Source organism: Pelagimonas sp. (assembly GCF_050633425.1).
In the GTDB taxonomy this organism is placed as follows: Bacteria; Pseudomonadota; Alphaproteobacteria; order Rhodobacterales; family Rhodobacteraceae; genus Pelagimonas.
In genome coordinates this window covers 381,611-405,426 of sequence record NZ_JBOEGM010000004.1, presented here as the reverse complement: position 1 = coordinate 405,426, position 23,816 = coordinate 381,611, and the positions used below count along the sequence as shown (strand labels likewise).

23 protein-coding genes are annotated in these 23,816 nt (G+C 54.5%); 8 read left to right on the top strand and 15 right to left on the bottom strand.

Annotated features, from left to right (window positions below; genetic code table 11):
* Position 1 precedes the first annotated feature (1 nt).
* From ACRBB0_RS03900 to ACRBB0_RS03885, 4 genes are read right to left on the bottom strand one after another with little or no spacing between them, the layout of a single operon-like run.
* Positions 2-1,444, bottom strand: coding sequence for an aldehyde dehydrogenase family protein (locus ACRBB0_RS03900; protein ID WP_431373087.1), 1,443 nt, complete (start codon positions 1,442-1,444; stop codon positions 2-4).
* The gene (locus ACRBB0_RS03895) at positions 1,422-3,056 is read right to left on the bottom strand and encodes an ABC transporter ATP-binding protein (protein WP_431373086.1); all 1,635 of its coding nucleotides are present in this window, start codon (positions 3,054-3,056) and stop codon (positions 1,422-1,424) included. The genes ACRBB0_RS03900 and ACRBB0_RS03895 overlap by 23 nt, the downstream gene beginning before the upstream one ends.
* On the bottom strand, positions 3,056-3,871 hold the full coding sequence (locus ACRBB0_RS03890) for an ABC transporter permease (protein WP_431373085.1): 816 nt from the start codon (positions 3,869-3,871) through the stop codon (positions 3,056-3,058). Before ACRBB0_RS03890 ends, ACRBB0_RS03895 begins: the two co-directional genes overlap by 1 nt.
* The gene (locus ACRBB0_RS03885; RefSeq protein WP_431373084.1) at positions 3,868-4,812 is read right to left on the bottom strand and encodes an ABC transporter permease; all 945 of its coding nucleotides are present in this window, start codon (positions 4,810-4,812) and stop codon (positions 3,868-3,870) included. The genes ACRBB0_RS03890 and ACRBB0_RS03885 overlap by 4 nt, the downstream gene beginning before the upstream one ends.
* 247 nt (positions 4,813-5,059) lie before the next feature.
* Between ACRBB0_RS03885 and ACRBB0_RS03880 the strand changes: the two genes are divergently transcribed.
* Genes ACRBB0_RS03880 through ACRBB0_RS03870 form a run of 3 tightly spaced genes read left to right on the top strand, consistent with a single transcriptional unit; the run spans position 5,060 to position 8,162 of the window.
* Positions 5,060-6,535, top strand: a complete 1,476-nt coding sequence (locus ACRBB0_RS03880) for a DUF4153 domain-containing protein (RefSeq protein WP_431373083.1) — start codon at positions 5,060-5,062, stop codon at positions 6,533-6,535.
* Positions 6,532-7,209 carry a response regulator transcription factor gene (locus tag ACRBB0_RS03875; RefSeq protein ID WP_431373082.1) on the top strand — a complete coding sequence of 226 codons (678 nt, stop codon included), beginning with the start codon at positions 6,532-6,534 and terminating at the stop codon, positions 7,207-7,209. Before ACRBB0_RS03880 ends, ACRBB0_RS03875 begins: the two co-directional genes overlap by 4 nt.
* Positions 7,206-8,162 carry a sensor histidine kinase gene (locus tag ACRBB0_RS03870; protein ID WP_431373081.1) on the top strand — a complete coding sequence of 319 codons (957 nt, stop codon included), beginning with the start codon at positions 7,206-7,208 and terminating at the stop codon, positions 8,160-8,162. Before ACRBB0_RS03875 ends, ACRBB0_RS03870 begins: the two co-directional genes overlap by 4 nt.
* Here the strand turns inward: ACRBB0_RS03870 and ACRBB0_RS03865 are convergent.
* From ACRBB0_RS03865 to hmgA, 7 genes are all read right to left on the bottom strand, one after another.
* Positions 8,159-8,353, bottom strand: coding sequence for a DUF2783 domain-containing protein (locus ACRBB0_RS03865; protein ID WP_431373080.1), 195 nt, complete (start codon positions 8,351-8,353; stop codon positions 8,159-8,161). The genes ACRBB0_RS03870 and ACRBB0_RS03865 overlap by 4 nt on opposite strands.
* 2 nt (positions 8,354-8,355) lie before the next feature.
* On the bottom strand, positions 8,356-9,984 hold the full coding sequence (locus ACRBB0_RS03860) for an FAD-dependent oxidoreductase (RefSeq protein WP_431373079.1): 1,629 nt from the start codon (positions 9,982-9,984) through the stop codon (positions 8,356-8,358).
* A 39-nt stretch (positions 9,985-10,023) separates the two neighbouring features.
* Positions 10,024-10,317: a hypothetical protein gene (locus ACRBB0_RS03855; protein WP_431373078.1), complete on the bottom strand. Its 294-nt coding sequence runs from the start codon at positions 10,315-10,317 to the stop codon at positions 10,024-10,026.
* 32 nt (positions 10,318-10,349) lie between these two features.
* The gene (locus tag ACRBB0_RS03850) at positions 10,350-10,616 is read right to left on the bottom strand and encodes a hypothetical protein (protein WP_431373077.1); all 267 of its coding nucleotides are present in this window, start codon (positions 10,614-10,616) and stop codon (positions 10,350-10,352) included.
* Positions 10,616-11,566 (bottom strand): MBL fold metallo-hydrolase, encoded by a 951-nt coding sequence (locus ACRBB0_RS03845; protein ID WP_431373076.1) that lies wholly within the window; start codon positions 11,564-11,566, stop codon positions 10,616-10,618. The genes ACRBB0_RS03850 and ACRBB0_RS03845 overlap by 1 nt, the downstream gene beginning before the upstream one ends.
* 75 nt (positions 11,567-11,641) lie before the next feature.
* Positions 11,642-12,901, bottom strand: coding sequence for a fumarylacetoacetase (gene fahA, locus ACRBB0_RS03840; RefSeq protein WP_431373075.1), 1,260 nt, complete (start codon positions 12,899-12,901; stop codon positions 11,642-11,644).
* Between the two features lie 87 nt (positions 12,902-12,988).
* The gene (gene hmgA, locus ACRBB0_RS03835; protein ID WP_431373074.1) at positions 12,989-14,347 is read right to left on the bottom strand and encodes a homogentisate 1,2-dioxygenase; all 1,359 of its coding nucleotides are present in this window, start codon (positions 14,345-14,347) and stop codon (positions 12,989-12,991) included.
* A gap of 134 nt (positions 14,348-14,481) precedes the next feature.
* Here hmgA and ACRBB0_RS03830 point away from each other — a divergent pair, with 134 nt between their 5' ends.
* Together ACRBB0_RS03830 and maiA are read left to right on the top strand one after the other, a co-directional pair.
* Entirely contained in the window at positions 14,482-14,925 is a 444-nt protein-coding gene (locus ACRBB0_RS03830; protein WP_431373073.1) for a MarR family winged helix-turn-helix transcriptional regulator, read from the top strand.
* Complete coding sequence (maiA, locus tag ACRBB0_RS03825) at positions 14,922-15,539, top strand: maleylacetoacetate isomerase (RefSeq protein WP_431373072.1); 618 nt, start codon at positions 14,922-14,924, stop codon at positions 15,537-15,539. Before ACRBB0_RS03830 ends, maiA begins: the two co-directional genes overlap by 4 nt.
* On the opposite strand, the gene ACRBB0_RS03820 is transcribed toward maiA, so the two are convergent.
* Together ACRBB0_RS03820 and ACRBB0_RS03815 are read right to left on the bottom strand one after the other, a co-directional pair.
* Positions 15,536-16,411, bottom strand: coding sequence for a sulfotransferase domain-containing protein (locus ACRBB0_RS03820; RefSeq protein WP_431373071.1), 876 nt, complete (start codon positions 16,409-16,411; stop codon positions 15,536-15,538). The two genes, maiA and ACRBB0_RS03820, sit on opposite strands and share 4 nt — an antisense overlap.
* A gap of 57 nt (positions 16,412-16,468) precedes the next feature.
* Positions 16,469-16,942 (bottom strand): MarR family winged helix-turn-helix transcriptional regulator, encoded by a 474-nt coding sequence (locus tag ACRBB0_RS03815; RefSeq protein WP_431373070.1) that lies wholly within the window; start codon positions 16,940-16,942, stop codon positions 16,469-16,471.
* Between the two features lie 119 nt (positions 16,943-17,061).
* Between ACRBB0_RS03815 and ACRBB0_RS03810 the strand changes: the two genes are divergently transcribed.
* Positions 17,062-17,604: a VOC family protein gene (locus ACRBB0_RS03810; RefSeq protein WP_431373231.1), complete on the top strand. Its 543-nt coding sequence runs from the start codon at positions 17,062-17,064 to the stop codon at positions 17,602-17,604.
* A 12-nt stretch (positions 17,605-17,616) separates the two neighbouring features.
* Here ACRBB0_RS03810 and tdh read toward each other — a convergent pair whose 3' ends face one another.
* Positions 17,617-18,654 (bottom strand): L-threonine 3-dehydrogenase, encoded by a 1,038-nt coding sequence (tdh, locus tag ACRBB0_RS03805; protein ID WP_431373069.1) that lies wholly within the window; start codon positions 18,652-18,654, stop codon positions 17,617-17,619.
* Complete coding sequence (locus ACRBB0_RS03800; protein WP_431373068.1) at positions 18,651-19,853, bottom strand: glycine C-acetyltransferase; 1,203 nt, start codon at positions 19,851-19,853, stop codon at positions 18,651-18,653. The genes tdh and ACRBB0_RS03800 overlap by 4 nt, the downstream gene beginning before the upstream one ends.
* 231 nt (positions 19,854-20,084) lie before the next feature.
* On the opposite strand from ACRBB0_RS03800, the gene ACRBB0_RS03795 reads away from it, so the two are divergent.
* Together ACRBB0_RS03795 and ACRBB0_RS03790 are read left to right on the top strand one after the other, a co-directional pair.
* Entirely contained in the window at positions 20,085-22,421 is a 2,337-nt protein-coding gene (locus tag ACRBB0_RS03795; RefSeq protein ID WP_431373067.1) for a Tex family protein, read from the top strand.
* A 538-nt stretch (positions 22,422-22,959) separates the two neighbouring features.
* On the top strand, positions 22,960-23,592 hold the full coding sequence (locus ACRBB0_RS03790) for a sugar transferase (protein ID WP_431373066.1): 633 nt from the start codon (positions 22,960-22,962) through the stop codon (positions 23,590-23,592).
* The last annotated feature ends 224 nt before the right edge of the window (positions 23,593-23,816 follow it).

The window sequence follows — 23,816 nt, the reverse complement described above, 5'->3', positions numbered from 1 at the left end:
CCTACCCATGAAAGGCCGCAACGGTCTTGAGTGTTGAAAACCCATAAAGCGCCTCAAACCCTTTTTCGCGACCATGCCCCGATTTCCCGACGCCACCAAACGGAAGCTCAACACCGCCGCCAGCGCCATAATTATTGATGAAAACCTGACCCGATTTCAGTTTCTTGGCCAAGCGCATTTGGCGTGCCCCGTCCCTTGTCCAAATGCCTGCCACCAAACCATATTCCGTTCCGTTGGCGATCGAAATCGCCTGCTCTTCGGTCTCAAACGGAATGATAACCTGAACCGGTCCGAAAATTTCTTGCTGAGCGATTGGGTGATCCGCGGCGGCGGGACCATAAAGCCGTGCAGGCACATAATGCCCCGCCGGCAGATCGTCGGAAACGCTTGCTTCCGCCAAAATCGGTACATCCGTCGCGCGGTCAAGAAACGCCATGACCCGGTCACGCTGCTTTGCATTGATCAATGGGCCGATATCTGGATCACTCTCTGCTGGTCCAATGCGTTTCGCGCGATAGGCATCAGCCATTTTGGTGGCGACTTCGTCAAACCGGGAGTGATGCACCAAAATACGCGAAGAAGCAGAACAGGTCTGCCCGGCATTTTGCAAACCCGCATTCACAAGGAACGGAAGCGCTGTCTCTAAATCAGCGTCTTCAAACACGATCTGCGGAGATTTACCGCCCAATTCAAGCGTCACCGGAACAACATTGCCACCCGCGGCCTGCTGCACCGCGGCCCCCGTGGCCACTGACCCCGTAAAGCTTAAATGTTGCACCCCCGGATGTGCCGAAAGCGCAGCACCTGCCTCGGACCCAAGCCCCGGAACCACATTAAGCGCCCCATCTGGAAGACCAGCGTCCCGAGCCAAATGCGCAAACATCAGCGCCGTCAAACACGCGTCTTCGGCGGGTTTCAACACACAGGCATTGCCCATCGCCAAAGCCGCCCCAACCGAGCGCCCGATGATCTGCATTGGGTAATTCCACGGCACGATATGCCCGGTGACACCATGCGGCTCGCGCAGCGTGTAAACAGTGTAACCATTCAAATACGGAATGGTTTGCCCATGTAATTTGTCAACCGCTCCGCCGTAAAACTCGCAATACCGGGCCAAGGCCAGCGCGTCGGCCCGTGCTTGGGTTACTGGCTTACCAACATCCAGCGACTCCAGCCTCGTGAGCAAATCAACATTTTCGAGAACCAATTGCCCAATCCGCGTCAAGACCCGGCCCCGTTCCGCTGCGGTGTACTCACCCCACTCGCCGTCCAAAGCTGCCTGTGCTGCGGCAACTGCATCATCAACATCCTGCGCGGTCCCACGGGCAATTTTTGTCAGATCAAGCCCGTCCGACGGGTTGGTCAAAGGCAGCGTATCGTCCGCCGGTCGCCAGCGGCCCGCAATCAAGAGATTGCTTGGATCAAAGGGCAGGTTGGGCAGCATTTGGGTCTCCTAGAGTAGGCAGGCGCGGGGCCGCTGCAATCAGGGTCTGGGTATAGGGATGCGCGGGTGCGCTAAAAACGGCTTCGGTTGGACCGTGTTCAACAATTTCACCACGCTGCATAACCAATACCCGATCCGTGATCGAGCGAACCACGCTTAAGTCATGAGAAATAAACAGATAAGCCAACCCATATTGGCTACAGATATCCGCCATGAGATCAAGGATTTGCGCCCGAACACGCACATCCAATGCCGACACCGCTTCATCAAAGACAATCAGTTTCGGACGGATAATCAAAGCGCGTGCAATAGCAAGGCGCTGGCGTTGCCCGCCGGAAAACGCATGCGGATACTTGTCAGCATCTGCCGCAGAAAGCCCCACATCTGTGAGCGCCTTGGCAATTGCCGCTTCCCGTTCAGCGCCTTGGGGGGGATTGGGCAGCAAATGAAACGGTTCGGTTATCAGCCGTCGCACCCGATGCCTTGGGTTAAAGCTTCCGTATGGATCCTGAAAAACCACCTGCACTTGGCGCTGCACCTCGAGGTTTGGGTGGCCATGAGTAAACACGGGGTTGCCATCTAGTTGAACAGACCCCGCGCTAACGGAATTCAGCCCCAGTAAGGCGCGGGTCAGAGTAGATTTTCCACAACCCGACTCTCCGACAAGCCCGACGCGTTCACCCTGTGCGATGTCAAAACTGACATCCCGCACAGCCCGAAAAAACGGGCGTTTGGCAAAGGGATGCGGCCGTGGCATCGGATAGTCACAAGACACATTTTGCACCTGTAACAGCGGCGGAGCCTCGACTGGCGCGGGCATGTTGGCTTGGTGACGAGAGGCTTCAAACAGATCGCGGGTGTAGGGGTGCGACATCTGCGCAAACAACTGCCGTGTCGGAGCCTGTTCGACAATCTCACCTGATTTCATCACAGCAATCTTATCCGCCATGTCGGATACCACGGCCAAATCGTGGGTGATCATCAGAACCGCCATGCCTTCGGTCTGGCTCAGGTCACGCAGCAAATCAAGAATTTGCGCCTGTGTGGTAACGTCAAGCGCCGTGGTGGGTTCGTCCGCGATCAACAAACGGGGGCGCAACGCGATGGCCATGGCAATGACAACACGCTGACGTTGACCACCTGAAAGTTCATGCGGATAGCGGGTTAGCGGAAAACGATCCTCCGGCAACCCAACACGGGTCAAAACCTGGGCCGCTCGTTTCTGGGCATCCGCAGGAGAGGTTTTGGTATGAACAAGAATGGTTTCTGCGACCTGAGACCCGATGGTTTTGACTGGGTTCAGGGCCGTCATTGGTTCCTGAAAAATCATCCCAATTTTGCGGCCACGTATGTCGCAGAGTTCTGGATCGGACAGAGCGATCAGATCTTGGGATTCAAAAGCGATCGTTCCGCTGACCCGAGCCGCCCCCGGTAACAAACCAATCGTCGCAAGCGCGGTCATCGATTTCCCTGACCCGGATTCGCCGGTTAGCGCAACGATCTCACCCGGTGCAACCGTTACCGACACCCGATCCAATATGGTTTTCCCGTGAATCGACACGGTCACATCACGAATATCAAGCAGCGTTTCGTCCAAGTTGCTCTGAGACATCATGCGCGCCTCGCTTTGAGGCGGGGATCAAGCGCATCCCGCAACCCATCGCCAAGGAGGTTCAAACCTAAGACCATAAAAACAATCGCCATTCCCGGAACAATCGCCACATGAGGAGCCAGCATTACCATCGTCTGCGCATCTGCCAGCATACGCCCCCAAGACGGCAACGGCGGCTGCGCACCCAGCCCGACATAGGATAGCCCCGCCTCGGCAAGAATGCCGAGCGAGAACTGAATTGTACCCTGTACGATCAAAAGGTTGGTGATGTTTGGCAGGATGTGTTCGATGCTAATCCGCGAAGAGGATTTGCCCGCTGTCCGCGCCGCCAAAATGAATTCGCGCTTCCACAGGCTAAGCGCCGCCCCGCGCGACAGGCGTGCAAAAACCGGGATATTAAAAATGCCAATCGCGATGATGGCGTTGATGGCCCCGGCTCCAAAAACTGCGGTGATCAATATCGCGATGACCAGCGATGGAAAGGCAAAGATCAGATCGTTTAGGCGCGAAATCAGCTCATCCAACAAACCGCCCTGCGCCGCGGCCGCAGCCAATCCCAAGGGAACACCGACACCCATACCGATCCCAACAGCCACCAGAGCAACGGCAATTGATGTGCGCGCCCCCACCATAATCATCGACAAGAGATCACGCCCAAAATGATCCGTCCCCAGCCAATTCAACCCGTCCGGTGGGCGCAAACGCGCGGAGATGTTCATCGTTTCAGTGTCGGCAGGTGTCCAGAAATAGGACAGACAGGCCGCAACAATAAAAACGCTGGTAAGGCAAAGGCCAAATAGCAGACTTCGGTTCATGCGGGTTGCCTCAATCTTGGATCCGCGAGCGCATAGGTCAAATCAACGATGAAATTGACCATGATGACCGAGAAAACCAACAGCATGACCACGCTTTCAACCACAATCAAATCGCGCTGCGAGATGCTTTGGAACACAAGTCGACCAAGACCGGGTAGATAGAACACTTGTTCAATAATGATGGCCCCCGCCAAGAGAAACGAAAATTGCAGACCAATGATAGTCAGCACCGGGATCAGTGCGTTGCGCAATCCGTGCCGCCAAAGCGCTTGCCTTTGCGACAGGCCCTTGGCGCGAGCGGTGCGCATAAAATCCTCTCCCAGAATGTCGATCAGGGACGATCGCATGACACGGGTCAAAATCGCCGCTTGTGGCAGGGCAAGAGCAATGGCCGGAAGCGTCAGCGCGATCAGCGCCTTGGCAGGATCATCCCAGCCCGGAAACCCGCCCGACGGAAACCAGCGCAATTTGATCGCGAACAGTGCGACCAACAGCATGGCAAACCAAAAGTTGGGAATGGCGACGCCCAATTGCGTGGCCGCCATAACGCTGGCGTCTGAGACTTTGCCCCTGCGCGAGGCAGCCAGCACACCGGCGGGAATGGCGATTAACGTGGACAACACCAATGCCATCGACGCCAAGGGCAGCGAAATCCAGAGCCGGTCCGCGACCATCTCAGACACTGGGCTGCGATAGGTGTAAGAGGTTCCAAAATCCCCGTGCAGCATGCCTGAAATCCAGTTCAAATAGCGCTGGTATTTGGGCACATCTAGCCCAAGCTCGGCACGCAATGCGGCGATGGTGTCGGGCTGCGCGTTGATCCCAAGCATATAGCTTGCCGGATCGCCCGGCGCGACTTCAACCACCAAAAAGATCACCAAAGATGCCACGGCCAAGCTCAGGCACAATGCGATCAAACGGCGGGTCAAATAAGCAAACATATGTACAGGTTAGGCGGGCAAATGCCTTTGGTCCAGCGCTGTTTACCCCCTCGGAAAAACTCAGGCACGACCCACGCTTCCCTCGGCTGATTTGTCGAATTTTTGGTCGTTAAATATGATCTTTTCACCAGATCAGATCAGCCCAACCTGAGACAATGTCCCAAACTGCGCAAAACCTGCACATCTCCCGCGACTGAACTGCACGGGCATGGCCTTACTCGTATCCCCATAAAAAGAGGGACACACCATGACCAACCGACTGAAATTGCGAGGCATTCCGCGTGTTTTGAAACAAGACGCCTGGTGGCTCTGCTCCAACCACGATTTGCCCCCAAGCCCACAAGAACAAAGCAGCCGGGAAAACCCGCCACTGGCGCTTGGAATACTGCTGCTGTTTTTGACAGCTGATCTATTGTTTTGGGATGTCGAACCCGGGGTTTCGCTGGCCCTGTTTTCCATCGCGACCTTATTGATCGCAACCAACGACATAACCCCGAGAAAACGCATCGCAGGGCCGCTTTTGTTGGTCATGGCGGGCAGTTTGCCCATTATTGAATTTGTACAAATCTTATCCAGCGTGTTTTTGGTTGCCAGTTTCTGTGTCGCCCTTGTTTGGGCCCGCGCAGATGTAAAGAGCCTCGAGGACATTGCCCAAGGGCTCTGGGCACTTCCTGGTCACTATTTGGATCGCCTTATACGCCCGGTGGCATCGCTATGTTTTTCGTTGCCAAAACAATCTGGCCCCAAGGGTTTTTTTGCGAGGGTTATGCGCCAATGGGGCTTTCCAATCGGAGGCGCGTTGGTTTTCGGCGCCCTAATTCTGATGGCCAATCCCGTGTTGCTTCAAGCTTTCTCATTTCGTCTCCCCGACGATCTGATTGCGCGGCTTGCGTTCGGGCTTGGCCTTACCTTTCTTTGCACGCCCTTTCTGTTTCCCGTGGACGCAAGAAAATCATTCCCTGCTATAGAGATGCAGTCCGACACCCTGACATTCGGAAACATCGGACTTAACCCCGATTCCTGCCTGCGTGCGTTATGGGTGTTCAATGCGCTCATTGGGCTTCAAACCTTAGTGGATATGTCGATCTTCATCGGTGGAGCTGAACTTCCGACGGGCATGACCTATGCAAGCTACGCGCATCGCGGATCATACCCTTTGGTTGCGACGGCGCTATTGGCCGGTGGTTTCGCGCTGGCCGCTCGTCCTCTATTGAATGAACACCGTGCGTTAAAACCCCTGATGTACCTCTGGCTGGCTCAGAATGTGATTATGTGCCTGTCGGCGGCTCTGCGATTGGATCTCTACGTTGGTGCCTATGGGCTGACTTATTTGCGCCTGTATGCCGTAATTTGGATTGGCTTGGTCGCCACGGGATTGGTTTTAATCGCTTTGCAAACCCGTTTCGAAAAATCCAATTTTTGGCTAACGGGCGTCTGGCTCTCTGCTCTGACCGTGGTTTTGTACCTGTGTTGTTTTGTCAATTTTGCCGAACACATCGTGCGCCAGAACCTAACCATGACCGATCCCGATTTTGACTATATCTGCACCCTTAATCCGACAGCTCGCGGTGCGCTTGGACATCCCGCGGCTAATGGATTGAAACCGAGCTGCCCAATCAACCAGTTGAACACACTCGATAACTGGCAGGAATGGGGCTTTCGCAATTGGCGCTCAGGTCTTTATGATAACAGCAGGCTGGTGATGGCGGAGACAGACAAATGAGCATCTTGGTAGTGGATGACGATACCCGATTGCGCGACCTGGTGCGTATCGCGCTTGAACGCGCCGGTTATGACGTGCTGACCGCTTGTGATGGGCAGCTCGCGCTGACCCATGCCGCACGTGAAAAGCCTGAGTTGATCGTTTTGGACATCGGATTGCCGGAAATGGACGGGTTTGAGGTCTGCCGAAAAATTCGGGCCGTGTCCGAGGTGCCAATACTGTTTTTGACGGCCCGAGATGATGAGATTGATCGGATTTTGGGGCTGGAACTTGGGGCAGATGACTATGTCACCAAACCGTTTAGCCCACGCGAATTGGTCGCCCGCGTTCGCGCCATTTTGAAACGAACCAATGGCCCCAAGACAGTGAACGCCACGATGCAGCACGGCAAGTTGACCTTGGACCGGGAAGCCAGGCAATGCTCGGTCAGCGGGTTGGATGTTGCCTTAACGGGGACGGAATTCTCGCTGCTTGATCAGTTTATTCAAACCCCGGCCCGGCTTGTTTCTCGTCATCATTTGATCGGCGCGATTTGGGGCGCGCGCAGTGATGTGTCTGACCGAACGCTTGATAGTCATCTGCGCAATTTACGTCGCAAACTGAGCGATGCAGGCTGCCCCAATGCGATTGAAACGGTACACGGTCAAGGCATCCGTCTTGGAGCCTGCACATGACCGGGAAATGGCGCCCAAGCCTTGGGGGCGTCATCGGCGGCGCGCTTGCGGGTACGCTGATTTTGTCGCTGATAGGCTTGGTTGCGTTGCGCTACTTGGGCCCTGAAATCGGATTTCGGCAGGCGGCGCTGTCTTTGGCCATTTTAATCGCCATCATCACAGCGATTCCCGGCTGGCTTTTGGTGCGCCTGTTGGTGCGACCAATTTACGAGCTCGAAGCCTTTGCCGCAGCCCAAGAATCTGGTCAGGATGCGCCGCCACCTCAGCATTTTGGAACCAAAGAAATCGACGCGACCGGGCGGGGTGTGATCGCAATGGCCAGAGCCTTGCGAGACCGGGAAGCAACCATTCGCGCCTATACCGATCACGTGACCCATGAATTAAAAACCCCGGTCTCCGCGATCCGCGCCGCAACCGAATTACTGGGTGACAGTCCGGATTTGATCGGCGATGACCGGGCCCTTCTGAAACAGATAGATGGCGCTCGTCTCCAGCTAGAGGCCCAGCTGGCCGCCTTGCGACAGGCCGCCCAAGCCCGCGAAACACGCTACCTTGGGCAATGCACTTTGAATGAGATCGCTGAGGACATCATCGTCGGTCACCCGGCTCTCGATGTTGAGATTCTTAGCGGCGACATCGTTTTTCCAATGGCCAAGGACGGGCTGAAAATCGTTCTGACGCAATTGCTTAGAAACGCACAAGACCATCAGGCCAGTTCGCTCAAAATCACGGCAACCGGCAATGTGATTGCCCTACAAGACAACGGCAGCGGCATATCAGACGGAAATGCACCGCGAATATTTGAGCCGTTTTTTACGACCAAACGGGAAAGCGGTGGCACAGGCATGGGCCTATCTGTGGTTCGCAACATCTTGCAAGCCCATGATGCCAACATCCACCTCGAACCAAGTCCCACAGGGGCCCGGTTCGAGATTACTTTCAATAAGAATTAACCCGATTTGGCGGCCATTTCCAACGCGTCGTCCAAAACCGCGCGATCACCAACGTGATTGGCGAGGATCAGAACAAGGCGCGCGTTCAACGCCGCGCTATCATCTTCCGAAAGCCCGTCATGCAGGTTGATCAGTTTGGCATAAAACCCGTCAGGATCTGCGATATTTGGCGTGGTGGTCACATTGCTCATCATCAGGCTCCTAATGCGCAGGCTGTGCGGATGGCGGCACGAACCGCTGTTTCGTCAAAGCTGTCCCAACGTGCCGCGACATGTTGGTCGGGCCGGATCAAATACACCGCTGATGTAGCTCCGCCGAGATAGCGCGCCGCCAAGGCACCTGTTGGGTCATCCTTGGTGGATATAGCCAACCGTTTCGCGGTCACTTGGCCTTCGGTCACGCTCTCGGGAGCCTCTGCGTCGATGGTGACGATCTGAAACGCCCCCCCCAGCTGCGAGAGCAAGAACCCGTCCGCAACTGGCGCATCTGGACAGGCACTGCCCACGCGACTGCGCACCGGCCCATCGGTTAATGCGTCTGGTCCGTTCAACGACAACCCATCATAGGTGCAAGGCACGGACAAGCGGCCGGAATTCACCAAGGGACGGGCAAATTCATAGTCTCCGGCCAGTGACAAAACCGCGTTGCGGAACATGTGGCTAACCTTGGATTTCGGCGTGATAAAATCAGTCGCCCGCGTTGAATTCAGGATGTTTTCATCCGCGCCGTGCACGCGCTCTTCGGAATATGTATCAAGCAAGGCTTCCGGCGCATCACCCCGGATCACCATTCCGAGCTTCCAACCCAGGTTATCAACATCCTGCATGCCGGAATTGGCCCCGCGTGCCCCGAATGGCGACACCTGATGCGCAGCGTCACCTGCAAACATAACGCGACCATGGCGGAACTGATCCATGCGTTTGCATTGGAACGTGTAGATCGACGACCAAACCATGTCATACTCAACATCGCCTAAAAACGCATCGAGACGGCGGCGGATGTTTTCCTCTTTCATCTCTTCTTTGCGATCCACATCCCAGCCAATTTGGAAATCGATCCGCCAGGTATCATCGGGCTGTTTGTGCAGCAATGTGGATGCACCCGACCCATGCGATGGTTCAAACCAGAACCAACGTTCGGTTGGAAATTCCAAATCGCCCTTCATCTTGATGTCGGCAATCAGGAAACTGTCTTGGAAAACGCGGCCTTCAAAATCAAGCCCCATCATGCCCCGCAGCGGGCTTGATGCCCCATCGGCGCCAATCAGCCAATCGGCTTGGATTTTATAGCTTCCATCCGGGGTGGTGATGTCCAGCTCGATATAGTCATCAAATTCGGTGATACCATCGACGCGGTTTTTGCCGCGCAACTCAATTGGCGCACCAGCGGCTTGCGCTTCGCGGACCCGATCAACGATGAACTTTTCGAAATAGGGTTGTTGGAGGTTGATGAAGGCGGGGTATTTGTGGCCCTCTTCCGGCAGCAGGTTAAATTCATAAACCTGCCCCTCTTTGTGGAACACCTTGCCAACGTTCCACACGACACCCTTGTCCAGCATCGGCTCGCCACACCCGTAACGGTCGGCAACCTCAAGACAGCGCTTCGCAAAACAGATTGCGCGCGACCCCATGCCGATGCCTTCGTGGTCATCCAAGACAATGACCGGAATGCCCTGCAAGCCCAGATCAAGCGCAGTCGCAACGCCAATTGGCCCACCGCCCATGATCACAACCGGATGACGCACCGGGCTTGCGGCGTCCTGATCGGCGCTGCGTTCATATGGGTAAAGCTTGAAGGCTAATGAATAGCGATCTTGGAACATGGTGTCCTCCCTTGTTCGATGTCAGCGTCGGTGGTTTCCCTAGTTGCTCAGAAAAATCACCAATCCTAAGAATGTCCCGAACCCAAGCCCCATCAATATGGCGCTAAGGAACCCGACTTTGCTCGTTTTGAGCCAAGTAAACAGCTCTTTAATTGCAGCATTTCCTACCAACCCACGATCATGGATTGACCTTGTGTCAGAGGCATCCAATCCAGCGGCGAGAGCAGTTTGCACCGCTTTGATCAGAAAAAGAAAAAAGCCAAAGGTACCCACGCCGAACGTCGCAAAACCGATGGTTTCGATTAAGGTCGCACCCTGCATTGTGTCCCCCATGTCTTCCCCCGTCCCGGCTTTCTCTTTGGCACCTAGCGTGTTGCGAAAACGACCCCCACGATCACAACTAAACCGACAATCCCCGCGACCCAGCTGGCCTTGTCCGCTCGTTTTTTGAGCCGCTGCAACTCCGGGTCCAAACCGATCACCAGATGACGTTGGGCTTTTGGCAGGTTTCGCCAACCTGTCTGGGCCGCGTCCAGCTTCTTTTGATAGGCAAGCCGTGCGCTAAGCGCCTCTATTCCGCTGGCCCAAAGGAACCCTTGGACCAGCTTGTTTTGTATCTCAAGCCAGGACATCAGCCCTGCAAAGCATCCCACATGTCTTTGTCGCGCTGCGCGGTCCAGACGCGGGGGGTGTCGATGCCGCGCGCTTCGTCATAGGCGCGGGCGACGTTGAAAGGCAGGCAGTGTTCGTAGATCGCGTAGTCTTTGAACTTGGGGTCGCATTCGGCGCGGCACGCATCCCATGCTTCCTTGAGCGACCCGCCACGCGCCACCACCTTGGCGATAGGTTTGTAAGTTGAGCGCACAAAATCCGCCGTCGCCGCGATGGCTTTCTCGACCATTTCTTCGCCAACAAGCGCGTCGCCACGACCCGGCGCGATGCTTTTGGGTTCGAAATCGGCGATGTTCATCAGGGTGTCTTCCCAATCGGCAAAGTGCCCGTCGCCGCAATAGCAGGCCGAGTGATATTCGACGATGTCACCGGTGAACATGACCTCTTGATCAGGAACCCAAACCACGGCGTCACCGGCGGTATGAGCACGGCCAAGATGCATGATGTCAACGCGGCGATTGCCAAGATAAACTGTCATGCTGTCGCTGAAAGTCGTGGTTGGCCATGTCAGACCGGGGATTTCTTCGTGCCCTTGGAACAGGCGTGGAAAGCGGTCAAATTCACTATCCCAATCTTCTTGACCACGCTCGGCCACCATCGAGCGCGCGGTGTCGGACATGATGATTTCTTTGGCACCATAAGCACTTGCCCCAAGCACGCGCACCGCGTGGTAATGGGTCAAAACCAGGTGGCTGATCGGCTTGTCGGTGACCTCACGCACACATTCCATAACCTTGCGCGCAAGGCGCGGCGTGGCTTGGGCTTCGATGATCATGACGCTGTCGTCACCAATGATCACGCCTGTGTTTGGATCGCCTTCAGCAGTGAAAGCGTAGAGGCCATCACCGATTTTGGTAAAGGAGGTTTTCTTTTCTTCCATATCGCCTGCGGATGCGAATGCTTTGGCCATGGGATGTCCTTTTGACTGTCGGGGCCAGAGGCACGTGCGCGGCCTCCGGCGGGAGTTTATTTGGCGAGATGAAAATCAGGCGTGTGGTTTTTCGTTAGCGGGAAGGATTTTACCTTCGCAGTTGCCAAAGCCGATGCGAAAACCATCGCCTTGTGCATGGCCCTTGAGCGTTAGCGTGTCGCCGTCTTCAAGGAAATTGCGTGTCTCGCCGGTGTCGAGGGTCAGGGGTTCCTTGCCCCCCCAGCTGAGTTCAAGCAAAGAGCCACGGTTTTCTTTTTCGGGGCCAGAGATGGTCCCGGACCCGAGCAGATCGCCGGTGTTCATGGAACATCCCGAGGTGCTGTGATGGCAGAGCTGTTGCGCGGCAGAATAGTACATTTCATTGTAGTTGGTGCGCGCGATGGTGGTGGCGTCTTTGCCTTCAGGGGCAAGGGTGACTTCCAGCTCAATATCATAAAGCATCGGGCCCGGCTCTTGCAGATAAGGCAGCAATTCGCGCTCGCGCTCTGGCGTCGACGTGCGGAAGGATTCCAGAGCGGCCTTGGTCACGATCCATGGGCTGACCGTCGTTGCTGTGGCTTTGGCCTGAAATGGGCCAAGCGGCTGATATTCCCACGCCTGGATATCGCGTGCCGACCAATCGTTGAGCAGCACGTAGCCAAAGATCATGTCATCCGCCTGTTGGACATTGACCATACCTTCGGAGGAGGTGCCAACAATCGCGCCCATCTCAAGCTCAAGGTCAAAGCGCGCACAAGGCGCAAAACGCGGCATGTCGTCATTTGGTCCCTTGAGCTGCCCCCAGGGGCGACGAACATCGGTGCCGGAAACAACAACAGAAGACGCGCGACCGTTGTAACCGATCGGGATCGACAACCAATTCGGCGGAAGCGCATTTTCGGCACCCCGAAACATGGTTCCCACGTTTGTAGCGTGATGTTTTCCGGCGTAGAAATCGGTGTATTCGCTAACGGCAAACGGCATCACCAACTGGGTGCCGATCTGAGGGACAAGAAACGGCACCAGTTCGGGCGCGTCCCCATTCTCATCAGACAAAAGAGCCGTCAGGTTGGCGCGAAATGCCGTCCAGACAGCGGGGCCCATGCCCATAAACTCGGTCCAATCGCCGAAAAAGAACACTTCGTCTTCCTCGTCCGACGCCATCAATACCCCGGCCTCTTCCAAGGCGGTGACATCAAGGATCATGTCGCCAATCGCAACACCGCAATGGACTTCGTCATCTTCGGTTTTAAATGCGCCATAGGGCAGATTGTTGAGCGGGAAATCGGTGTCGGGCGTGTTGGCGCTTTCGACCCAGGATTTGAGAAGAGGCATGATCGACCTTTCGAATAACGTGGAACGTCCCGGCTTCTTCTTTCCAGAAATATCCCGGGGGTTTGGGGGCAGCGCCCCCATATCTGATTACTTCTTACCGGGCGTGCCGTCGAATTTCTTTTCGATGGTCGACCAACAATCAATGTATTCATCTTGAAGCGGGGCCTCATTGGCAGCAAACGCCGTCAAATGCTGTGGAAACCGGGTTTCGAACATGAAGGACATGGTGTTGTCGAGCTTCTCTGGTTTCAGCTCAGAATAAGACGCTTTGTCAAAGGCATCGCGATCTGGCCCATGCGGCAACATCATGTTGTGCAAGGAAACACCGCCAGGAATGAACCCCTGTGGTTTCGCATCGTACTGACCATAAATGTTGCCCATCAGCTCGGACATGATGTTTTTGTGATACCAAGGCGGACGGAAAGTATCTTCCATCACCATCCACCGCTCCCGGAACAGAACAAAGTCGATATTAGCCGTGCCCTCAACGCCCGATGGCGCGGTCAAAACAGTGAATATCGACGGATCAGGGTGGTCAAACAGGATCGACCCGACCGGGCAATAGGTTTTGAGGTCGTATTTAACCGGACAGTAATTGCCATGCCATGCGACCACATCCAAAGGAGATTGATCAATCTCGCAGCTGTGGAATTGCCCAGCCCATTTGATGGTCATGGTTGAGCGCACTTCACGGTCTTCAAAGGCGGCAACCGGCGTCTTAAAATCGCGGCGGTTGGCCATACAGTTGGCACCAATCGGCCCACGGCCGGGCAGGTCGAATTTCTGACCATAGTTTTCACAGACAAAGCCGCGGCACGGCCCTTCAAGGACTTCGACCCGATACACCAAACCACGCGGGATAATTGCAATTTCTTGAGGTTCGACGTCGATCACACCCAATTCGGTGCAAAACCGTAACTTGCCTTCTTGTGGAACAACCAACAACTCAGAGTCAGCCGAAAAGAAATAGCTATCGACCATGCTTTCGTTAACAAGATAGATATGCGTGGCCATGCCAACCTGAGTGTTTACATCACCGGCTGTGGTCATGGTCCGCATGCCCGTCAGCCACGTCAGACCTTCGCCATGCGGCACTGGATCCCAGCGATACTGGCCCAGAGAAATCACATCAGGATCAACGCAGGGTGCCGACTTCCAATAGGGCATATCGATCTTGGTATAACGCGACGAGTGTTTGACCGATGGGCGAATACGATAACACCATGTCCGCTCGTTCTGATGGCTTGGCGCGGTGAACGCCGTACCGGAAAGCTGCTCGCCATAAAGACCATAATTGCAACGCTGGGGGGAGTTCATCCCTTGCGGCAAGGCACCGGGCAGTGCTTCGGTTTCAAAGTCATTGCCGAACCCCGGCATATAACCGTCGGTTGTGCCAGTTGTGTCGGTTGCGCGGATCAAACCGTTTGGAAGTTCGTGGCGGGTCATGTTCATCCTCCCCCATGAGCAGGTCATTTGACGTCATAATTCGTTGCGAATGCAACGATGTCAACAAATTTGTTGCAACTGAAACGATTTTCAGCTCAAACTCAGAAAAATACACGCGTTTGAAGGCCCATTATATGTCTCGCCCCCTGCCCGATTTCGATCTGGATCGCTATCTGCCTTACCGTTTTGCCGTTATTGCGACGCGACTCAGTACCGAACTGTCCGCACAATACCGGGAAAAATACGGTATTTCGATTGCAGAGTGGCGGGTGCTGGTGAACCTCGCCTATTCCGATAGCACGTCGGTGCGCGATATCGAAAAACGCGTCAGCATGGAAAAGTCCAAAGTTAGCCGGGCCGTTAGCCGCCTTGAGGAAACAGGGCACCTGACCAAGGCGATTGATGACAACGACCGGCGGCTTTTGCACCTAGAACTCACCCCGAAGGGGACGGATATGGTCCGCGACCTCATCCCGCTGGCACAAGCCTATCAGGATGAGTTGGAAGCCAAGCTGCAGGAAAAAGTGCCCGAACTTCAGGCCGCACTGGATGAGCTCATGAAGGACGCCGAAGTATGATCACGCTTTATGATTATTGGCGCTCCTCGGCCAGTTACCGGGTTCGGATTGCCTTGGGGCTAACGGGCGAAGCATGGCAAAGCCACTCGGTCAACCTTCTGGAGGCAGAGCACAAATCCGACACCCATCTGGCCCGCAATCCTCAGGGGCTCGTGCCCGCGCTGGACATCGATGGCATACAGATGACCCAATCTTTGGCGATTATAGAGTATTTGGATGAAACGCGGGGCTTGGGCCTTTTGCCGTCGGACCCGGTTGGCCGCGCCCGTGTTCGGGCAATTGCGCATGCTATTTCCATGGAAATTCATCCGGTCTGTAACCTCGGCGTCGCCAAATTCGCCTGCAGTCAATCCAATGGCAATCTAACCATGCAAGACTGGATGCAGCAGTTCATCGCCCCCGGCCTTACTGCCCTAGAACACATGGTTGGGGATGGCGAATTCTGTCACGGAGACCGTCTTTCGCTCGCTGATCTGTGCTTGATGCCGCAGTTGTACAACGCAAACCGCTGGGGCGTTGATCTTGATCCAATGCCCAAACTGCGGCGGATCGGGGCGCATCTTGCCAGCATCCCGGCCTTTGAGGCCGCGCATCCCGATAATACACCCCATTAGGCTACTGGATCGCTGCCCCATTCAAGCCAGCGCCGCTCAACCGGATGAAGCAGTTGGGACATGTGAAAGTCATAGGCCGCCAGCTCGGCGTCAGTCAGCTTGCCATCCCATTTATTGGACGTGGCGCTGTCGAAAAAATTCTTGTCGTTTTTCCAAAACCCCTGTCCTGCCGATGGTGCAAAACGGTCTGAGTTGGCGCGCATTTTGTCAAAGCGGGCGGCCTCGATCAGCGTATTCATCACGCCAGCGTCATGATCGACGTCAATCAGCTTGGTGATCTGTCCAAACGCATGCGGCAGATCTCGGAGCATATCCTTGTAGTGCAATCGCAAAACGTTGGCCCGTGGTTCGAGTTGAACCGTGCTTTTGAAATGGCTCACGATGCTTCTCAGGCAAACGTGCCCTGCATCCGCCTCCAAAAACCGCTCAAACCTTTCTTGCAAGGGTCCTTGCGCCAAAGGGTCTTTCAAATCGACCTGAATATTGTCGTAGTGGCGCATGTAGGAAAAATAGACGTCAAGCGGGTGGCGATAGACCGTGATATAAGACACCTCATTACAAGACGGCAGACAATCCAGAGGCGCATGACTTTTGAGATGGCGGCGGTGGTCTTGGGCGTCGATCCGCGCAGTTACATCCTTGATGTCGCGAAACTCCATATCGATCCAAGGCGCTTTCATTGAAATATCGGCCGTGACGTTGGGATCGCCCGAGAGCAACAAGGCCAATATGCCTTGGAGCCATGTCGTTCCTGATTTCGGCGGCGTCGTAACGATGATGTCGCCGGACCGTAGCTTGACATGTGCCCATCGCGATGAATTTGAAATGAAGTCCGCATGCGTTCGAACGGGTGGTTCAACCTGAGGCGACATGACTTATTCCTTTTATGAATGCCGGTAACGTGCCCCAGTTTCGCGTGTATTCATAGGCTAGGCTGCGCCCGGATCTTCTGTCAGGCGCTCTGGCGCATTCAATGCTTTGAGCAATGAATTCATTCCGTCTTGCAACGACTGACGAGAGGTCTCATCCATGGCTCCAAGGATTTCCAGGGCGCGCGCGTCAACCTGAGGTTTAATCTCTTGGAACAAATCGCGCCCTTTTTGGGTGCTTTTATAAACCTTGACCCTCCGATCCAGGGGTGAGATTTCGCGCGTAATCAAACCCTTATCAACCAATTTCTGTGCGGCCCGAGAAAGCTGAACCTTGTCCAGTGTCGTTCTCTGTACAAGCTCATTTGACGCTATCTCGTCCGCTTGCGACAGCAAGAACAACAAGCGCCACTCTTCTCGGCTCAGGCCATAAGACTTGCCATACACGTCCATCAGATTGCGCGAAAACCGCTCTGCGGCAACCGCAAACCGATAGGGAAAGAAAGCTTCTATTTGGCTTAAAGCATCTGTCATCTCTGGGTCCATGACATCGTTTCATTTGCAACAACTTGATCCAAGTCAAATACAGAATGGCACCAATCGTCAATCATTGCAATTGCAACGAATTTCGGGAGGGAAAGATGTCAGTGCAATTGAAAGTCGACCAAATCCACCATGTGGCCTATCGCTGTAAGGATGCCAAAGAGACCGTCGAGTTCTACACAAAAATGCTCAACATGGACTTCGTCTTGGCGATTGCAGAGGATCATGTCCCCTCAACGCACGAACCTGACCCCTATATGCATTTGTTTCTGGATGCTGGAAACGGTAACGTACTGGCCTTCTTTGAACTGCCAACCAAACCCGAAATGGGCCGTGATCCCAACACGCCGATCTGGGTGCAACATATCGCATTTAAGGTGAAGGACCGCGACACACTGGTCGCCTTCAAGGATCACCTGGAAGCGAACGGCGTTGAGGTTTTGGGCGTGACTGACCATTCGATTTTCCATTCGATCTATTTCTTTGATCCAAACGGGCACCGGGTTGAACTGGCCTGCCCGGACCCCAAAGAAGAAGAGATGCTGGCCAAGCTTGACGCCGTTAAATGGGACATGCTCGACGAATGGTCACGGACCAAGAGAGCGCCTCAACATGCAGCGTGGCTGCATGCCAAGGAGCTTGAAAAAGAATAAGGAGACGGGGCGTTAGCCCCAATCCATCACCACCTTACCTGCCTCACCAGACATCATTGCCGCAAATCCAACGTCGAAATCGTCTATCGACATACGGTGCGTGATGAGGTCGGTGAGGTCGAGACCAGATTGCACCAAGGCAATCATTTTGTACCATGTTTCGTACATTTCCCGACCATAAATTCCCTTTACTGTCAGCATCTTAAAGATGATCTCATTCCAATCCACAGCAAATTCTGTTGGGGCGATCCCCAGCAATGCAATCTTGCCGCCATTGTTCATTCGGTTGATCATTTGGCGCATCGCCGGGGCCGCGCCCGACATTTCCAGCCCAACATCGAACCCTTCGGTCATGCCGATCTGTGGCATCAAGTCTTGGAGCGTTTCAGAGCTAACATCGACAACATGTTGAACCCCCAACCGTCGCGCCAGATCAAGCCGATAGGGCGCGATATCGGTGATCACCACTTTGCGCGCACCAACCTTTTGCGCCACCAAAGCCCCCATAATCCCGATTGGCCCAGCCCCGGTTACAAGGACATCTTCGCCGACCAAATCAAACGACAGTGCCGTGTGCACTGCATTCCCGAACGGGTCAAAAATGGCCGCGATTTCATCGGAAATATCGTCAGGAATAGGAACGACGTTGCTTTCTGGAATACAAAGATATTCGGCAAAGGAACCGGGGCGATTGACCCCAACACCAAGCGTGTTGCGGCACAGCTGCCCACGACCTGCGCGGCAGTTCCGACAGGTTCCGCAAACCACATGCCCTTCGCCGGAAACTCGTTGGCCGATCTGATATTTCAACGCCGCCGCACCGCAATCAACGATCTCGCCGCAAAACTCATGGCCGACCACCATCGGCACGGGCACGGTTTTGGCGGACCATTCATCCCACTTCCAGATGTGAACATCTGTGCCACAGATTGCCGACTTTTTGACTTTGATCAGGACCTCGTCCGGCCCAGGTTCAGGTACGGGCACTCGCTCCATCCACAGGCCCGGTTCGGATTTGGCTTTGACCAAAGCTTTCATTTCATTGCTCATTGCGCACCCTCCCCGATGATTTTCATATCCCGGCCAACGTCGATAAAGGCGTCAATAGCGCGGTCCAACTCGGACAGGCTCAGCGCAGCTGACATTTGGGTGCGAATGCGATCCTGCCCTTTTGGCACCACAGGAAAACTAAACGGGGCAACATAGACCCCCTTGGCATCAAGCCGCTTGGCCATGTCTTGCGCCAGCTTTGGGTCGCGCAACATCACCGGAATAATCGGATGCTCTCCTGGCAAGAGATCAAACCCCGCCTCGGACATCCGAGCACGAAAATGGACCGCGTGTTCCATCAAACGATCCCGCCGTTCGGTCGACGCTTCCAACATGTCGAGTACCTTGATCGACGTTTGCGCAATCACCGGTGCCAAGGTGTTGGAGAACAAGTAGGGGCGCGACCGCTGCCGAAGCCAATCGACAACTTCGCGTTTGGCACAGGTGTACCCGCCAGACGCACCGCCAAGTGCCTTGCCCAACGTGCCTGTCACAATGTCGACCCGGCCCATTACATCACAATGCTCAATCGATCCGCGCCCGGTGGCACCAACAAACCCAACCGCATGACTGTCATCGACCATCACCATCGCGCCGTATTTGTCAGCCAGATCGCAGATATCTTTGAGCTTGGCGATAAACCCGTCCATGGAAAATACACCGTCCGTCGCGATCAGTTTAAAACGCGTGCCCTCGGCCGCCTGTAATTGCGCTTCGAGATCGGCCATATCAGAATTGGCGTAGCGAAACCGTTTCGCTTTGCACAAACGCACGCCATCAATGATTGAAGCGTGGTTCAGCGCATCGGAAATGATGGCATCATCCGGGCCTAACAGGGTTTCAAACAGGCCGGTATTGGCGTCAAAACAGCTCGAATACAGGATCGTGTCTTCGAAACCGAGGAAGCGAGATATCCGCGCTTCGAGCTCTTTGTGCTCCTCTTGGGTGCCACAGATAAATCGGACCGACGACATACCGTAGCCATATCGGCTCAGCGCCTCACGGCCTGCTTCGATCAACGCGGGATGATCCGACAGACCTAGATAGTTGTTGGCACACAGGTTGATCACCTCCTTGCCAGTTTCCAATTCAACAGTGCCCGCCTGTTTCGACGTTATCACGCGTTCGGATTTGTACAGCCCGGATTGCATCAACATGTCTAACTCACGGGTCATATGGTCAATGAATTCGTTGGTCATCGTCGTCTCTCCGTGTGTATTGATACAGCCCACGCCGTTCTGATCGCAGGTCACTTGCGTGATGTCCTTAGCCCAAAAATTAAGCAAGAATGAAATCATCCTTGCACGGGTCACTTTAATGACATTCTGTGATTATCCCCATCAGCAATTTCCCTCTTGGAGCCGCGCGCCAGCACGGGTATCACTCTCTTCCGGCCTGACATCAGGCTGCCCAGAGTTGGAGAATGAGTTTTGGATCAGACCGCAACACGCATCGCCCGCACCATCGCCACCGAAATCGGGGCCGGAGCCAATCAGGTTAATGCCGCGGTCGAGTTGCTCGATGGGGGGGCGACCGTTCCGTTTGTGGCGCGGTATCGTAAAGAAGTCACTGGCGGCTTGGATGATACGCAACTGCGGAGCCTGTCTGACCGGTTGACCTATCTGCGGGATCTGGAATCGCGCCGTGCAACTATCCTTCAATCTATCAAGGATCAGGGCAAACTAACGGACGCACTGACCAAATCTATTACCGCTGCCGATACCAAATCGACGCTCGAAGACATTTACCTTCCCTACAAACCCAAACGCCGCACCAAAGCGATGATCGCCCGTGAAAACGGGCTAGAGCCATTGTTGCAGGCGATTATCGCGGATCGATCAGCAGAGCCAGAAACCCTTGCGCAGGCCTATGTGACCGAAACCGTTACCGATGTGAAATCTGCACTAAACGGCGCGCGCGACATTCTTGCCGAACAACTCTCTGAAAATGCTGACCTTCTTGGTCGCCTGCGAGAGTTCATGAAACAAGATGCCGTCATTGCGTCGCGGGTCGTGGAAGGAAAAGAACAGGCCGGGGCCAAGTTCAGCGACTATTTTGATCACTCTGAACAATGGCACAAGATCGCGTCGCACCGCGCTTTGGCGATTCTGCGGGCCTCGAAGGAAGAGATTGTCACCATAGACATCGCCCCACCTGCCGACACCGGCGTAGCGCGGGCCGAAGCCATTATCGGGGCGGCAATTGGTATACGTGGCGATGGTCCCGGTGACGCCTGGCTGCGCAAGTCCGTGAGCTGGACGTGGCGGATCAAGCTGAGCCTATCAATGTATATGGATTTGCTTACGGATTTACGCCAACGCGCCCACGAAGAAGCCATCAATGTTTTCGCCCGCAATCTAAAAGACCTTTTGCTCGCCGCGCCCGCGGGTCCACGCGCAACACTTGGTCTCGATCCCGGCATTCGAACCGGTGTCAAAGTCGCGGTTGTAGATGCCACAGGCAAGGTTCTGGACACTGCAACAATCTATCCGTTCCAGCCAAAAATGGATGTGCGGGGATCAGAAGCAAAGCTGATCGAGCTCATTCAACGCCATCAAATCGACCTTGTTGCGATTGGGAACGGAACGGCCAGCCGCGAAACCGAAAAACTGGTTGGTGAGACGCTCAAATTGCTACCGCCTGCTGTCAAAAAGCCTACCAAAGTGGTCGTTTCAGAAGCAGGGGCATCGGTTTATTCGGCGTCCGAACTCGCCGCACGCGAATTTCCCGATCTGGATGTGTCGCTACGCGGTGCCGTTTCTATTGCGCGGCGCCTTCAGGATCCTCTGGCCGAACTGGTCAAGATCGAACCGCAATCCATTGGGGTTGGACAATATCAGCACGATGTTGATCAACGTCGGCTTGCCAAATCGCTGGAAGCAGTCGTTGAAGATGCGGTGAACGCGGTCGGTGTTGACCTCAACACGGCGTCGGCTCCTCTTTTGGCACATATCGCCGGTTTGGGGCCGTCGCTTGCCCAGGCCATTGTGGATCACCGCGACGGACATGGCGCATTCGCGTCACGCAAGGCCCTGCTCAAGGTTTCAGGGCTTGGGCCAAAGGCTTTTGAACAATGCGCCGGATTTTTGCGGATTCGCGACGGGGTTGAGCCTCTGGATAGCTCATCCGTGCACCCGGAAGCCTATGATTTGGCGCGAAAGATCGTTAAATCATGCGGTCGCGATCTGCGATCAATTGCGGGTGACAACACGGCGCTCAAGTCAATGAGGGCCGAGCAATTTGTCGATGACCGGTTTGGTCTTCCGACCGTTCAAGATATTTTTCAGGAATTGGAAAAGCCCGGCCGCGACCCGCGTCCAAGCTTCAAAACGGCAAGCTTTACTGACGGAATCGAGGATATCAAAGACCTGAGGTCCGGCATGTCTTTGGAAGGGACGGTGACAAATGTCGCGGCCTTTGGGGCCTTTGTTGATATTGGTGTCCATCAGGATGGGCTTGTCCACGTCAGCCAGCTTGCTGACCGTTTCGTCAAAGATCCGCATGAGATTGTCAAAGCTGGCGACGTCGTCAAAGTACGTGTCACCGAAGTCGACGTTCCGCGCAAGCGTATCGGCCTGTCGATGCGAAAAGACAGTGGCTCGGGCTCAAGGTCCGAAAAAACTGTCCAATCCAAGCGAGCAGCTCAGCCAAAACACCATCGCCAACCGTCGCACCAGCAAAAACAGCCGCGGGGGTCGAAGCCGCAGCCGGAAAACAGTGCTTTGGGTGCAGCCTTGAAGGACGCGCTTAATCGTAAGACCACGTAAGCGAGGTGAGTAATCAGGAGGGTCGAAGCAAGCGTGATTCAATAAGATCACGTGCTGACGCACGGTGTTGGGCGGGAAGGAATCGGGGGTATTCGTCGAAAGGTTGAATCCCAAGATTCACCCTCAACACAGACGGTTACGGATTGACCATTCCCAGCAGCGGCGCACAATATTTAATCGCCTCCTAAGATGTCGATTTTGGCACCCACAGCGCAACTTTCGGAATGCGGGCAAAAAACCCAATATTTCGACATCTCAAAATTTATCAATAATTTTCAAATATTTAGACGAAAAACCGCGCAGGCCTAAAAGATTGAACAAGAAACACCTTCAGATTGCAGGCCCCAAATCTGAAAAAAATTAACAACCAAAACGACTTGGCGCGCCTCATAGTTAACAGATTATTAATTGACTTGAGAGGTTCCGCCCCGGTATCCATTGCCTGTGATCAGGGACTTTTTTCAACTGACAATTCGATTTTTAGAGTTTTTCTGGGAGCGCCCAAAGAATGTTTGACATTTCTACTATTGAGAGCCCGATGGATACGCAAACATACGTTTCCAGAAATCGGTCCTCAGTCTCCAATTTCCTATTCGGGTTTACCAAACGCATATTCGACGTTTCGGTTAGCCTGGTTTTATTGCCGGGCCTTGTTGGTGCGATTATCGTACTGCTGGTGCTCAACCCGTTCTTGAACCGTGGGTCTATCTTTTTTGTTCAGTCCCGTATGGGCCGTGACTGCAAAAGCTTCAAAGCGATCAAATTTCGGTCGATGACAGCAGCCGAGCACATAACACGTTCAGCGGATGATCCGCTGGAAGTGGATCGGATCACGCCTCTCGGGCACTTTTTGCGCAAAAGTCGTTTGGATGAGCTACCGCAAATCCTTAACGTTCTTATGGGTCACATGAGCTTAATCGGGCCGCGTCCCGACTACCTCGACCACGCAGTAGAATACATGAGTTCAATTCCTGGTTACCGTGAGCGCCATGTCGTTCGCCCAGGGATTAGCGGTCTTGCTCAGACCGAGCTTGGTTACATCGAAGGAACAGACGCCACACGTCGCAAGGTTAAGGCCGATCTGTATTACATCACGCATCGCAGCTTTGCTTTGGAAGCATGGATTTTCTGGCGGACACTGTCGGTCGTCGCACTGCGCGCCGGAGCATAACGAAACAGACACCAGCGATTTGACTTATTGGATCGCTGGGGCGTCACATCTGATACCGTCCACTCTCCAATCCAATGACAACTTTGCCCGTATCTGTTGCACATTTACCCCTAAAAAAATCAATTCACCTTAGCAAACACACTGATTCTCGTGGCTCGCCTCTTGAACCTGTAGTTATTTGGTAATTTACGGCCCTTTTGGGGCCTTGTATCGTTCATTCGGTT